General features: G+C 71.9%; 12 protein-coding genes and 1 riboswitch. Of the genes, 5 read left to right on the forward strand and 7 right to left on the reverse strand.

Going from position 1 to position 13,433, the window contains the following annotated elements; translation table 11 throughout:
* Positions 1 to 33: 33 nt before the first annotated feature.
* Positions 34 to 540: a DUF1648 domain-containing protein gene (locus tag AC3DEV_RS11345; protein ID WP_488372169.1), complete on the forward strand. Its 507-nt coding sequence runs from the start codon at positions 34 to 36 to the stop codon at positions 538 to 540.
* On the opposite strand, the gene AC3DEV_RS11350 is transcribed toward AC3DEV_RS11345, so the two are convergent.
* The 4 genes from AC3DEV_RS11350 to AC3DEV_RS11365 are packed head-to-tail and all read right to left on the reverse strand — an operon-like array spanning position 518 to position 4,183.
* Positions 518 to 1,330, reverse strand: coding sequence for an MBL fold metallo-hydrolase (locus AC3DEV_RS11350; protein WP_488372170.1), 813 nt, complete (start codon positions 1,328 to 1,330; stop codon positions 518 to 520). The two genes, AC3DEV_RS11345 and AC3DEV_RS11350, sit on opposite strands and share 23 nt — an antisense overlap.
* The gene (locus AC3DEV_RS11355) at positions 1,330 to 2,214 is read right to left on the reverse strand and encodes an ABC transporter ATP-binding protein (RefSeq protein ID WP_488372171.1); all 885 of its coding nucleotides are present in this window, start codon (positions 2,212 to 2,214) and stop codon (positions 1,330 to 1,332) included. The genes AC3DEV_RS11350 and AC3DEV_RS11355 overlap by 1 nt, the downstream gene beginning before the upstream one ends.
* Positions 2,211 to 3,239, reverse strand: a complete 1,029-nt coding sequence (locus AC3DEV_RS11360; RefSeq protein ID WP_488372172.1) for a FecCD family ABC transporter permease — start codon at positions 3,237 to 3,239, stop codon at positions 2,211 to 2,213. Before AC3DEV_RS11360 ends, AC3DEV_RS11355 begins: the two co-directional genes overlap by 4 nt.
* Positions 3,236 to 4,183 carry an ABC transporter substrate-binding protein gene (locus tag AC3DEV_RS11365; protein WP_488372173.1) on the reverse strand — a complete coding sequence of 316 codons (948 nt, stop codon included), beginning with the start codon at positions 4,181 to 4,183 and terminating at the stop codon, positions 3,236 to 3,238. Before AC3DEV_RS11365 ends, AC3DEV_RS11360 begins: the two co-directional genes overlap by 4 nt.
* 89 nt (positions 4,184 to 4,272) lie before the next feature.
* Positions 4,273 to 4,411: riboswitch (cobalamin riboswitch) on the reverse strand.
* A 161-nt stretch (positions 4,412 to 4,572) separates the two neighbouring features.
* Here AC3DEV_RS11365 and AC3DEV_RS11370 point away from each other — a divergent pair.
* Positions 4,573 to 4,989 carry a carboxymuconolactone decarboxylase family protein gene (locus AC3DEV_RS11370; protein ID WP_325769507.1) on the forward strand — a complete coding sequence of 139 codons (417 nt, stop codon included), beginning with the start codon at positions 4,573 to 4,575 and terminating at the stop codon, positions 4,987 to 4,989.
* Positions 4,990 to 5,073: 84 nt separating this feature from the next.
* Positions 5,074 to 6,708 carry a long-chain fatty acid--CoA ligase gene (locus AC3DEV_RS11375; protein ID WP_472982077.1) on the forward strand — a complete coding sequence of 545 codons (1,635 nt, stop codon included), beginning with the start codon at positions 5,074 to 5,076 and terminating at the stop codon, positions 6,706 to 6,708.
* Positions 6,709 to 7,006: 298 nt separating this feature from the next.
* Here AC3DEV_RS11375 and AC3DEV_RS11380 read toward each other — a convergent pair whose 3' ends face one another.
* From AC3DEV_RS11380 to AC3DEV_RS11390, 3 genes are all read right to left on the reverse strand, one after another.
* A complete protein-coding gene (locus AC3DEV_RS11380; RefSeq protein WP_206475072.1) occupies positions 7,007 to 8,374 on the reverse strand; it encodes a cytochrome P450 in 1,368 nt (455 codons plus the stop codon).
* Positions 8,375 to 8,541: 167 nt separating this feature from the next.
* Positions 8,542 to 10,179, reverse strand: coding sequence for an acyl-CoA dehydrogenase family protein (locus AC3DEV_RS11385; protein WP_488372175.1), 1,638 nt, complete (start codon positions 10,177 to 10,179; stop codon positions 8,542 to 8,544).
* Positions 10,180 to 10,224: 45 nt separating this feature from the next.
* Positions 10,225 to 11,049, reverse strand: coding sequence for an acyl-CoA thioesterase (locus AC3DEV_RS11390; RefSeq protein ID WP_488372176.1), 825 nt, complete (start codon positions 11,047 to 11,049; stop codon positions 10,225 to 10,227).
* Between the two features lie 225 nt (positions 11,050 to 11,274).
* Between AC3DEV_RS11390 and AC3DEV_RS11395 the strand changes: the two genes are divergently transcribed.
* Both AC3DEV_RS11395 and AC3DEV_RS11400 read left to right on the forward strand, forming a co-directional pair.
* Positions 11,275 to 12,030: a hypothetical protein gene (locus AC3DEV_RS11395; RefSeq protein WP_488372177.1), complete on the forward strand. Its 756-nt coding sequence runs from the start codon at positions 11,275 to 11,277 to the stop codon at positions 12,028 to 12,030.
* Between the two features lie 50 nt (positions 12,031 to 12,080).
* Entirely contained in the window at positions 12,081 to 13,433 is a 1,353-nt protein-coding gene (locus AC3DEV_RS11400) for an alpha/beta hydrolase domain-containing protein (protein WP_488372178.1), read from the forward strand.

Below are 13,433 nucleotides of genomic sequence, written 5' to 3' on the forward strand. Positions count from 1 at the left end.
AGCCCGGACCAGCACCTGGGTAGCCTCGGCGCAATGGCCAGGACCCGCCCCGTCCCCGACTACGCGACCGGACCGGTGACCCGCGGTCTGCGTACTGCGTCGCTGCTCGGGATTGTGGTGCTGACGGCCTTCGTCCTCTGGCGCTACCCCTCCCTGCCGGAGGTGGTGCCGACGCATTTCGACTTCACCGGCGAGCCGGACGATTTCGGCAGCAGGTCCAGCCTGCTCTGGCTCGCCGGGATCATGCTGGTCGTCGGCACTCTCCTCGCCCGGCTGTCGACCACACCCAACGTGCTCAACTACCCGGGGAAGATCACCGAGTCCAACGCCCAACGCCTCTACCGGGAGGGCGAACGGCTGATGGTGTGGGTCCTGGCCGGCGTGGCGGTGGTCTACCTCGGGATCGTGCTGCAGACCTTCGCCGACACGGGATCGGCCGTCCTCATCGTGGGGCTCGTCGTCCTCATGGGCTCGACCCTCGCGGGTCTGGTGCGGATGGTCATCGCGGAGACCCCAGCTAGCACCCGGTCCGGAGGTTGATCACCTCGCCGTCGACGCCGGCCCGCGCGCCGTGCTCGCACAGGCGCGCGGCCAGCTCGTCGGGCGGCGGGTTGTGGTGGCCCAGGTGCACGGCCACCACGTCGGTCCGCTCGTCGACCGCCCCGACGTCGCGGAGTCGCCGGAGCATCGCCCCGAACCGGTCCAGGCCCAGGTGGGCTGGGGAGATCTCCTCGCGGTCGCCCAGCGTCTCCTCGAGAAAGACCGCGTCGTAGCGGGCGCCGCGCAGCGCGGTGAACCACTCGTCGTCCCACGGCCCGGTGTCGCTCGCCCACAGCAGGCGGGCGCCGCCGGGCCCGGTCACGTCGTAGAGCACCGCGTCGCCGTCACGGAACACGCGGTGCCGGGCGGGCAGCACACGTACGTCGTACGCGCCCACCCTGAGCCGGTCGCCGGCGGTGACGGGGACGAAGCGCACCGGGTCGTCGGGGCCCACCCAGGGCCGACACGCGTCGAGCGCGTCCGGGGGGCCGACCACCTCCAGCTCGCCGGCGTCGGGGACCCACGAGCGGAAGAGCAGGACCTGGGGTCCGAGATGGTCGGCGTGGGCGTGCGTGACGAGCAGATGTCCCACCGCCGCCAGAGACCGTCCGAGCCGCACGGCCGAGCCGGGCGCCTCCGGTCCGCACTCGATCAGCAGCTCGTCGTCGACAAGCGCGGAGGTCTGGCCGCGCACCACGCCGAGCCGGCGTGCCTCCTCGCACGACGGGCACCGACAGAACGGGTTGGGCCAGCCGTCCGCGGCGCCGGTCCCCAGCAGGACGACCTCCATCAGACGCCCGCCCCCGGCGCCGCGCCGGGCGCCGACCCGGGCGCGGGGTCCGGCCCCGCCTCGCGCAGCGGCAACACGGCGCGGCCGTCGCGGCGGTCGAGGACCTCCACCCGCGCGTCGTAGACCTGCGCCAGCCGCTCGACGGTGAGGACCTCCTCGGGCCGGCCGTCGGCCACCACGCGGCCCCGGTCGAGCAGCACCAGCCGCTGCCCGTAGTGGGCGGCCGAGGTGAGGTCGTGCATCGCCGCCACGACGGTCAGGCCGGTCTCGCGGCGCATGGAGTCCACCAGGTCGAGCACCTGCTGCTGGTGGCCGATGTCTAGCGCGCTGGTGGGCTCGTCGAGTAGCAGTACCCGCGGTTCCTGGGCCAGCGAGCGGCCCAACACCACCCGCTGCAGCTCGCCGCCGGACAGCGTCGTGGCGGTGCGCGAGGCCAGGTCGTGCAGGTCCAGGCGGTCGATGACGCGGTCGACGACCTCGTGGTCGTCGGCGGTCTCGGTGCCGAACCGGCCGATGTGCGGGGTGCGGCCGAGCCCGATGAGTTCGCGCGCCGTGACCCCCTCGGGGACGACCGGGCGCTGCGGCATCATCGCCACGGTCCGTGCCACCCTGCGGCGACCCGCGCGGCGCGGGGTCAGCCCGTCGACCTCGATGTGGCCGGCGGCGGGGATGAGCCCGGCGAGTGCGAACAGCAGGGTCGTCTTGCCGGAGCCGTTGGGGCCCACCAGGGATACCCACGATCCGGCGTCCACGGCGAGGTCGATGCCGTGGAGGATGGCCGTGCGGTCCCGGGTGACGTGCAGGTCGCGGCAGGCCAGAGCGACTGGCGCGGCCGACGCGGCCGCCGCGGGTGGTGTGGGTGACGTGGGTGGCGTGGTGGTCATATGTGCCCCCTGCTGCGGCGCAGGACGATGAGGAAGAACGGGGCGCCGATCGCGGCGGTGACCACGCCGATGGGCAGCTCGGCCGGGCTCATCGCGGTGCGGGCGACCACGTCGGCCAGGATGAGGAACGCCGCGCCTACCAGCAGCGACACCGGCAGCAGCAGCCGGTGCCCGGGCCCGATGAGCATCCGCACGGCGTGCGGGATGACGATGCCCACGAACCCGATCAGGCCCGACACGGACACCACCGCCGCCGTGCCGAGGGTGGCCACGCTGATGAGGACCAGGCGCACCCGCGCCGGGGCGATCCCCAGCGTCGCGGCCTCGGCGTCGCCGACCGCCATCACGTCGAGGGTGCGCCGGAACAGGGCGATCACCGCCACCGCCACGATCACGTACGGCAGCACGGTCCGCACGTCGGTCCAGCCGCTGGTGGTGAGCCGGCCGAGCATCCACGAGTACACCTGCCGCAGGGTCTCGTCGTGGCGCTGCATGAAGAACGTCTGGATGGCGCTGGCGAACGCCGCCACGGCGACGCCGGCGAGGATGATGACGACCTCGCTGCGTCCGCCGCCCACACTGCGGCCCAGGGTGTAGGTGGCCAGCACGGCGATCATGCCCCCGGCGAACGCGGCGGGCGGCACCATCGCCGAGCCCATCGCGCCGCCCACGACGATCGCCAGGGTGGCACCCAGCCCCGCCCCGCTGGACACGCCCAGCAGGTACGGGTCGGCGAGCGGGTTGCGGAACACGCCCTGGTAGGTGGCCCCGGCGATCGCGAGCATCGCGCCGACGATCGCGCCCAGCACCACGCGCGGGATGCGGATCTCCCACAGGATGACCTGCTGACGCTCGGTGAACCCGGAGTCGATGTCGACCAGCGGCAGCCGGCCCACCAGCTCGAGCACCACGCCGCCCGGGGTGAGGCCGGCCGGGCCGATGAGGGTGCCGAGCAGGACCGCCGCGGCCAGCAACAGCGTCGCCCCGCCCAGCACCAGGGCGTGGCGGGGCGACGGGCGGGTCACGAGGCGGGCTGGTTCGCGGGGCTCCCCGCGGTCTCCGGCGCGGCATCGGGCACCGCGGTGACGATCTCAGCGACCTCGCGCATGAAGTCGACCACCCGCGGGCCCCACCGGCTGGACAGGTCCTCGTCCACCACATGGACGCGCCCCGCGCGCACCGCGGTGAGTCCGTCCCAGCCCGGCCGCTCGGCCACGACCTCGGGGGTGACGCCGCAGCACTGGCCGTCGGCGAGGAACACCAGGTCCGGGTCGGCCTCGAGGATGAGTTCCTCGGACAGCTGCGGGTAGGGGTCGTCGCCGGTGGCGATCGAGGTCAGGCCGAGCAGGGAGTAGATCTCGCCGACGTAGGTGTCGTCGGTGACGGTGTAGTAGGTGTCGTCGAGCTCGTGGAAGTACGTCAGCGGCGTCTCGCGATCCGGCACCGAGGCGACGATCTCGTCGATCTCGCCACGCATCCGCGACACGAGTTCGGCGGCCTCGCCGATGTGCCCGGTGGCCGCCCCGACCTGCTCGAGCTGGGTGTAGGTGTCGTCGAGGGTCTGCGCGGCGGGCAGCTGCAGCACCTCGACGCCGGAGCGTTCGAGGCCGGCCACGATGTCCCCGGTGTCGTCGGTGAGCACGACGAGGTCCGGGGCGTACGCCAGGATCGCCTCGAGGTTGGGCGTGTACCCGGACAGGTCGGTGACCGGGGCGTCGGTGGGGAAGTCGGACCGCTCGTCGACCGCCACGACGCTGTCCCCGGCGCCGACGGCGTAGAGCATCTCGGTGGTGGTGGGGGCCAGCGAGACGATCGCCTGCGGCTCGTCGGCCGCGGCGGAGGTCTGGTCGGCCGGGGCCGGCTCGTCGCCGCCGGTGCCGCTGCACGCGGTGGCGACCAGCGCCAGGGCGGCCAGGGGGGCGAGCAGCAGTGAGCGGGCTCGTGCCCGGCGGGCTCGTGGATGGTGCATGGCATCCTCCGTGATTCGGAGGACGAAAACAGCTCGGGCCGCGGCCTGGGCCGCTGCACGCGACCGTCCTTCGTCCGAGGTCAGTACGTACGGCTGCCGCGGAACCGGCCGACCTGGCTCGCCCGTCCTGAGACGGGATCACAGTTGCGGGACAGCGTCGGATTCGCACCGACTTCCGCCGAGTTGCCGCGGGGTCCGACGCTGGTGGCCGGACCTGTCGAGGGTATCCCACCCGCCGCCGCGTCCGCCCATCTGCGTGCCTCCGGCGCCGCCCCCGTCCGAGCCGTCCCCGCGTCTGGCCGGGGCGGGCCGAGGGCGCGCGGAGGTGGTGGCGTAGGTCCGGGGAGGATGGACACAAGACCTGTCGGCAGTGGGAGAGGACCGTGGAGATGACGACGACGACGAGTTCTGCAGGCGAGGGGCCTTCGGCCGCGGATCTGCGCGAGCAGGGTTTCGCGACCAGGCGCGAGGTGATGAGCGACGCCTTCGTCGACCGGGCCATGGACCGGGCTGCCGGGACGGCGTCGGAGGCGATCCAGCACGTGGTCACCGAGAACGTGTGGGGCAACATCTGGAACCGGCCCGGGTTGGGCCGCCGGGACCGCAGCCTGCTCAACATCGGGATGCTCGTGGCACTGCGCGCGGACGCCGAGCTGGCGGGGCACGTGCGCGGCGGGCTGACCAACGGGTTGACCCGCGAGGAGATCACCGAGGCGGTCATCCACGCGTCGGGGTACTGCGGTGCGCCGGCGGCCCTCTCGGCGATGCGGACCGTCCAGGCCGTCTTCGACGACCTCGACGGGTAGTCGCACATCGACCGGGGAGGTCGTGGACGGCAGGTAGTCTCGTCCCGAGAGTGACAGACGCCACCCCTCGATCAAGGAGCCCCCATGCGCAGCACGATGATGCCGGAGCAGCTGAAAATCAGCACGATCCTGCAGTTCGGCTCGACCGTCCACTCCGATGCGGTCATCACCACCTGGACCGATCAGGGCCCACGGAAGATCTCCTTCGGGGACCTGGGCAAGCGCGCCGCACAGTTGGCCCATGCGCTGCGTTCTCTCGGGGTTGACGGTGACCAGCGGGTCGCGACGTTCCAGTGGAACAACTCCGAGCACATGGAGGCGTACCTGGCGATCCCGTCGATGGGCGCGGTGCTGCACCCCCTGAACATCCGCCTGTTCCCGGATCAGCTCGAGTTCGTGGCCAATCACGCCGAGGACAAGGTCATCATCGTCGACCCGACCCTGATCCCGCTGCTGCAGCCGTTGCTGCCGCGGTTCTCCACGGTCGAGCATGTCCTCGTCACCGGTGGGGGCGCCGCGAACCTGGAGGCCCCCGAGGGGATCCGGGTGCACGACTACGAGGCGCTCCTCGCCGCGCAGCCCACGGAGTTCGAGTGGCCCGAGGTGGACGAGAACGACGGCGCCGCGATGTGTTACACCTCGGGCACCACGGGCGACCCGAAGGGCGTCGTCTACTCGCATCGCTCGATCTACCTGCACTCGATGCAGGTGTGCATGTCGGACGGCATGGACATCTCGGTCGACGACAACGTGCTGGCGATCGTGCCGATGTTCCACGCCATGTCGTGGGGCCTGCCGTACGCCGCGTTCATGGTGGGGGCGTCGCTGCTCATGCCGGAGCGTTTCCTGCAGCCGGAGCCGCTCGCGGCGATGATCGCCAGTGAGCGCCCGACCCTCGCGGCCGCCGTGCCCACCATCTGGATGGCGGTCGACGCGTACTCGGTCGACCATCCCATCGACATGTCGAGCTTCCGCTCCGTCGTCGTGGGCGGCAGCTCCTGCCCGGCGGAACTGATCCGCAAGTTCCGGGACAAGTACGGGATCAATATCACCCATGCGTGGGGCATGACCGAGACCTCGCCCATCGGCACGCTGTCCCGGCCGAAGGCGTCCCTGCCGGAGGACGAGCAGTTCAAGCTGCGTCTCACCCAGGGGCGGCTGCTCGCCGGCGTCGAGGCCCGGATCGTCGACGATGCCGGCACGGAGCTGCCCTGGGACGGGGAGTCCGTCGGCGAGCTGCAGGTCCGTGGACCGTGGATCACCGGGAGCTACTACAAGGTGGAGGACTCGGATCAGTTCGACGATGGCTGGCTGCGCACCGGCGACGTGGGCTACATCAAGCCGGAGGGCTTCCTCCAGCTCACCGACCGCGCCAAGGACATCATCAAGTCCGGTGGCGAGTGGATCTCGTCCGTCGAGGTCGAGAACTACCTGCTCGAGCACCCGTCCGTCGCCGAGGCCGCGGTGATCGGCATCCCGGATCCCAAGTGGGACGAGCGGCCGCTGGCCACGATCGTGGTCAAGGACGGTGTGCCCGATCCGAGCGTCGAGGAGCTGCGCGATCACCTGGCCGAGCGGATGGCCAAGTGGCAGGTGCCGGAGAAGTTCGCGTTCGTCGACGAGATCCCCAAGACCTCGGTCGGCAAGCTCGACAAGAAGCGCATCCGCGTCTCGCATTCCGACGGCGACCTCACCGTGGTCAACGCCTTGGAGAACTAGGCCGGCGGAAGGTCGAACGCGGGAACGCGTCGTCGGCCAGCGGAGGGTCCGGGATTGCGGTATGACCGCCCCCGGGCCCTTGCTTCTGCGCTACTTGCTGCTCGGTGCCGGCCGCCACGCTGGCCGTCCCGCCGGCCGTCCCGCCCCCCGCCGCGGCATCATCGCCGAGCCCCCCGCCGCGGCATCATCGCCGAGCCCCCCGCCGCGGCATCATCGCCGAGCAGAGGATTTCGCTCAGACCCACTCGGGCGATACAGGCGAAATCCTCTGGACGGCGGAGGCCGGGCGGGCGGCGGGGTCAGTTCGCGGCGACGCGGGCCAGCGGCCGCAGCGAGACGGGCAGTCCGTCCGCGGGGTAGGGCAGCGAGTCGTTCTTCATGGGCGGGACGTAGTCCAGCGGGACCGACCACTCGAAGTGGCGTAGCAGTGCACTGAGCACCAGCTTCGACTCGAGGTTGGCGAAGATCATGCCGAGGCACTTGTGCACCCCGCCGCCGAACGGCTCCCACGCGAAGCGGTGCGACTTGTCCTCCCGCCGCTCGTCGGAGAAGCGTTCGGGGTCGAAGATCTCCGGGTCCGTCCAGTACTCGGGCATGTGGTGCGAGTACAGCGGCATGATCGAGGTGAGCCGCCCGGCCGGGATCTCCACGCCCAGGATCTCGGTGTCCTTGACCGTCTTGCGTGCCATCACCGGCACCGGCGGGTGCAGGCGTAGCGACTCCTTCATCACCAACGCCAGATCGGGCAGCTCCTCCAGCTCGGCCATGGTGGGGTTCGGACCCAGGTCCTGGCACTGCCGGCGGAGCCGCTCCTGCCACTGGACGTCGCGGCCGAGCTCGTAGACCATCGACGTCACCGTGCTGGTGGTGGTGTCGTGCGCGGCCATGAGCAGGAAGATCATCTGGTTGATGATGTCGTCGTCGTCGATCCCGCCGGAGGCGTCCGCCACCTGGCACAGGGCGGAGAACAGGTCCTCTCCCGGGTTGGCGCGCCGGGCCGGCAGGTGGCGGCGCAGGAACTCCTCGAGCAGCCGGCGCCCCCGGGCCGCTCGGCCCCACTTGGTGAACGGCACCGCGGTGGAACGAACATAGCCGTTCGCGGCCTGGACGCAGTCGACGAATGCCGTGTTGACCTTGTCGAGCTCCCCGGGGGCCGCGTATTCGGCACCTCCCATGAACACCTCGGTCGCCAGGTCGAGGGTGTGCGTCTTGAGCGCGGGATAGATCTGGAACGCCCGGTCCGGGGCCCAGGCGCCGATGCCCTCGTCGACCAACGGGGCGAGCCTGCGGGTGTAGCCCTCGAGCCGGGGACGGGTGAACGCCTCCTGCATGATGTGCCGGTAGTGGTGGTGCTCCTCGAAGTCGAGCAGCATCAGCCCGCGGTTGAAGAACGGCCCCACCAGGTATCCCCAGCCGGGGCCGCTGGCGAACGCCTTGTCCGCGTTCTGCAGGGCGGCCTGGCAGGCGTCGGGGCCGATCAGGGCGGTCCACGTGGCGCCGAGGAAGTTCAGGTCGGAGACGGGGCCGTGATCGCGATAGCGGCGGGCCATGGTCGCCAACGGGCTGTGGACGTATTCGAGCGTGCCGCCGAGGACCGGCAGCTTGGAGCGCAGTGGGGCCGGGCCGGGTCGGTAGACCCTCTCCCGCGGATCACCAGGGATGGACATCAGGCACCTCGTTGTCGGGTGACCCCAGTGTGTGACAGCCGTCACTAGTTGTCACGCGATCACCGAAACCGGCGGTGTCGTTTCTTTCACCCGCCCCCCTGGCGGCGGCTCGGCCAGCCGGCAGTCCCGCCGGCCGTGACACCGCCGGCCGGCAGCCCCCGCCCGACTCAGGCTCGAGCGACCAGTGCGTCGATGTCCACGCCGTCGGGCAGGGCGCCGTACTCGGCCGAGCGGTCGTCGCCGAGCCGGGCCAGGCAGAACGCCTCCGCGACCGGGGCCGGTGCGTGGGCGAGCAGGACCGCGCCCTGCTGGGCCAGGGCCATCGCCTCCACCAGACGGCGGGCGATCCCGGGGGCGGCGCCCGGGTCGGCGGCCGCGCGGCCGATCAGCGCGCGCACCCGCTCGACGTGCCGGTCGTACAGCTCGTGACCGCCCAGCTGCGCGGCCAGTTCGGCGTCGAACGCGGCCACGGACTCCGGCTCGCGGGCCATCGCCCGCAGCACGTCGAGCGCGATGACGTTGCCCGAGCCCTCCCACACCGCGAGGACCGGCTGCTCCCGGTAGCGGCGGGCGAGCGGGAACGACTCGGTGTACCCGTTGCCGCCGAGACACTCCAGCGACTCGTAGGCGTGGTTCGGCCCGCGCTTGCAGATCCAGTACTTGGCGACCGCGGTGGCGAGCCGGCGGTAGGGGGCGAACTCGTCGTCGTCGTACGCCGAGGCCAGGCGCAGCGCGGTCCACGTCGCGGCCTCCGCCTCGAGCTGCAGGTCCGCCAGGACCGCGGCCATCGCGGGCTGGTCGATCAGCGTCGCGCCGAACGCGGCCCGGTGTCGGGCGTGCCACGCCGCCTCGGCCACGCCCTGGCGCATGCCCGCCGCCGCGCCGAGCACGCAGTCCAGGCGGGTCCGGCCGACCATCTCAATGATCGTGCGCACGCCGCGGCCGGGTTCGCCGACCATCCAGCCGAGGGTGCCGTCGAACTCCACCTCCGAGGACGCGTTGGACTTGTTGCCCAGCTTGTCCTTGAGACGCTGCACGAGGAACGGGTTCTGCTCGCCGCCGGGCAGGACCCGCGGGACGAGGAAGCAGCTCAGGCCGGCCGGCGCCTGCGCCAGGACGAGGAACGCGTCCGACTGCGGGGCCGAGCAGAACCACTTGTGCCCGCGCAGGACGTGGCAGTCACCGTCACCGACGGGCTCGGCGGTGGTGGTGTTGGCGCGGACGTCCGAGCCGCCTTGCTTCTCGGTCATGGCCATCCCGAACAGCACGCCCGACTTGGTGGCGGGGTCGCGCAGCTCGGGGTCGTACACCGTCGACAGCAGCGCCGGCTCCCACTCGGCGGCCAGCTCGGGGCTCAACCGCAGCGACGGGACCACCGCGTGCGTCATCGACAGCGGGCACCCGTGGCCGGCCTCGATCTGCGACACCAGCATGAACCCCACGGCCCGCTCGACGTTCGCCCCCGGCCCCGGGTCGGCCCACGCCGAGGTGTGCAGCCCGCGGGACACCGAGTACTCCATTATCCGGTGGTAGGCGGGGTGGAACTCGATCTCGTCGACCCGGTTGCCCCACCGGTCGTGCGCGCGGTGCACCGGCGTGAGGGTGTTGGCCAGCTCCGCGTCGTGTTGGTACTGCTCGGTGCCCACGTGGCGGCCGATCTCGTGGAACCTCTCGACGCGGGCGTGCGGCGAGAACACCGCGACGGCCTCCTGCAGTGCCGGGTTGAGGGCGTACTCGTCCACGTCCACGCGGGGCGGCGCCTGGTTGAGGACCTCGTGGGTACTGCGGTGTCGGGTCGAGGACATGGGTGCTCCCCCTCCAGCTCTCGAAGAACTCAGTTCTTGAAATGCTCAGTTCTTGAAATACATAAGCTGCGTGCCCGTGGCCAGCAGCGTGCCGTCGCGGCTCCACAGGCGCGCGGCTTCGTCGTGGTAGTTGCCGTGGAACCGGTGCGAGTGCACGCTGCCGAGCAGGAAGTCCGTGCCCTGGGCGGCGATCTCGTCGGCGGTGGCCAGGAAGTGGATCGTCAACGTCACCGTGCCCGCCGGGACCGGCCGACCGAGCCGGAGGAACGACCTCGGGAAGAACGAATCACACAGGGACGTCAGTGCGAGATGGTCGAGTCCGCGGGGCTGGACGTCGCGGATCCACATCGTCGTCGTCGACTCCGGTTGCTCCTCACCGGAGGCCACGTCGTCCCACCCGCCGGTGACGAACCGCATGTCGTAGTTGTCGACCCACCGCACGCCGCGGTCCGACGCCGCGGCGGTGAGCTCCTCCGGCGCGGGGACGGCCGGCGGGGCGGTCTCGGTCTCCGACCACGTCTCGCGGCGCAGGCCGGTGATCGCGGTGGCGGTGGTGACGACCTCGTCGCCCTGGCGCATCTCCACCCACCAGTGCTGGTTGGAGCGGTTGGTGCGGGCGGGGCGGGCCTCGATCTGGAACTCGCCCTCGGCGACGGGCCCGGCGTAGTTGAGGGTCAGCGCGAGCGGGTCGCCGTGCTTCTCGGGGTGCTGCAGGATCGCGCCCAGCATGGTGGCCGCGGTGATGCCGCCGAACGGCCCGACCATGTTGGCCCACGCGGCGTGGGTGCGCCCGCGGAAGCGGTTCTCGCCGATCGGCTCCAGCGCGACCGCCTCGTCGAACACGTGGGTGGGGGCGTCCTGACCGGTCACGGGACCTCCTGTGGGGCGAGGGGATGGGCGCGGGCTCACCGTACCGAGGAGAGGGGCGACGACGACGAGGAACGCCCGCCACCGGGGATCGTCCGGCTTTTCCCTGGGGTGCGAGACGGCGGCGGCGCAGGTGGGGCGGGTGACAGCGGTTGCCCCCCTCGGCGGCCCTTTATATAGTAAAGACGACCTCACAATGTGTGGCTCCGAACGTGCAGGAGACGCGCGATGACCGGACTGCCCAAGTTCGCTGCCTCGAGAACGCTGATCGCTGCCGTGGCGGCGCTCGCCGCCGTGCTCGTGGTGGCATTCGGCGTGGTGGCGCTGGTCCGCCCCGGAGGCGACCGCTCGGAACCGGTGGCCACCGACGCCACGACGTCCTCCCCTGCGACCTCGCCCTCATCGCCCCGCATGTCGCGACTCATGCCCCGCTCCTCCGCGCCGGAGATCACCGGGCTGCTCGAGGTGTCGGGACCGGAGTGCGACGCCGGGGTGATCAACTCCGACCTGTTCTACCCGAACAGCGGCGCGCGGATCATCGACTGCGGGTCCGGGTGGGCGGTCATGGCCAGCGCGGTGTCGGGCGACCCCTACTGGGTCGCGTATTCGGACGGCAGGTGGCGCAGGGTCGGGGACGTGTCGATCTACCTGGGGACGTGTCCGGACGAGGCGATCGCCCTGGGCGCCCCCGCGTGGATGGCGAGCAAGCACCTGGGGGACTGCACGCCGCGGGACCGGAGCGCCCCGGCGGCGCCGGGGGCACCGACGGTCGCGTCCACGCCCGCGCCTCGCGCGACGACCTCGTCCCCCGCCCCGACCTCCCCGGCTCGCTCGAGTACGCGGACCGGGTCGCCGTCGGAGGAGTCCACGTCATCGCCGGCGAGCACCTCGAGGACCACCGCCACCACCCCGGCGTCCTCCACGCCCACCCAGGTGCCCACGTCCACCTCGCCGGGCGACGACGCGGCCGCGGACGGCGGGTAGCGACGCGAAAGGGATCCGGATCGGGCGTCGGTCGGGAGAGAATCGGGATCATGCAGCCAGTCCAGACGCCGACGTTCACCGAACTCACCGAGGGGCGGATCGCGCCGCCCATGGCCGCCCGCCCGGGCCCGGATCTCGCCGCGGCGGGCTTCACGGAGTCGGAGTGGGCGGCGGCCGGTGAGGCGGTGTCCTACTCGGTCGGCGAGCTGCCCACCGACGGGCGGGTGAGCCTGGCTCAGGCCGATTCGGCGCCGTTCGCCACCCGCGTCCTGGTCCGTCGGCCCGACGCCGCCCGGTTCAGCGGCGTGGTGCTGGTGGAGTGGCTCAACGTCAGCGGCGGCCAGGACGCCGCGCCGGAGTACACCTACCTCGCCGACGAGATCGTGCGCGCCGGCCACGCGTGGGTCGGGGTGTCGGCGCAGTTCATCGGTGTCGAGGGCGGCGACGCGGCCGTGGGGATGGGCGGGCAGACCGTCGGCCTGCGGGCGCAGCGGGCTGAGCGCTACGGCGATCTCCACCACCCGGGGGATGCGTATTCCTACGACATCGTCACCCAGGTGGGCCGCTTCTGCCGCGACGCCCGCGAGGACGGCCCGCTGGCCGGGCTGGTGCCGGAGACGGTGATCGCGATCGGGGAGTCGCAGTCGGCCATCGCCCTGACCTCCTACATCGACGGTGTGCACCCGCTGGTCGGCGTGTTCGACGGCTTCCTGCTGCACAGCCGCGGCGGCGGCGCGTTGCCGTTCGACGACCGGGGCTGCGCGGCCGGCATCGCCACCGCCGTCCGCTCGTCCACCATGCTCCTGCGCGACGACCTCGACACCCCCGTGTTCGTGGTCCAGGCCGAGGGCGACCTCGGTGGGTTGCTCGACTCGGCCCGCTCGCGCCAGCCCGACTCGAAGTCCATCGTCACCTGGGAGATCGCAGGCCAGGCCCACGCGGACGCCTACCAGTTGGGAGAGCTGGCGGGCCTGGTCGACTGCGGTGGTGCCATCAACAGTGGCCAGCAGGTGTTCGTCGTGCGGGCCGCGTTGCGTCACCTGGTGTCGTGGGTGGCCGGCGGGGCGCGACCGCCTGCCGCACCGCCGGTCGAGCTCGACGACGACGAGGTGGTCCCCGGCGATCTGGGCATCGGCCGCGGTGGCGTGCGGACTCCGGCCGTGGAGGCGCCGGTGGAGAAGCTGGTCGGCTCCCCGTACCCGCAGTCCGCGCCGTTCTGCATGCTCCTCGGACGCACGGAGGAGGTGGCCGAGGAGCAGTTGCGTCAGCGGTGGTCGGGCCGGGACGAGTATCTACAGGCCTATGAGGAGGCCACCGACCGGCTCATCGCCGAGGGTTTCCTGCTGGCGGACGACCGGGCGGAGATCCTCGCCGACGCCCGCCCGGAGCGCATCAGCTGGTGA

The sequence above is a fragment of the Dietzia sp. IBK-p2-15D genome, from assembly GCF_057773105.1.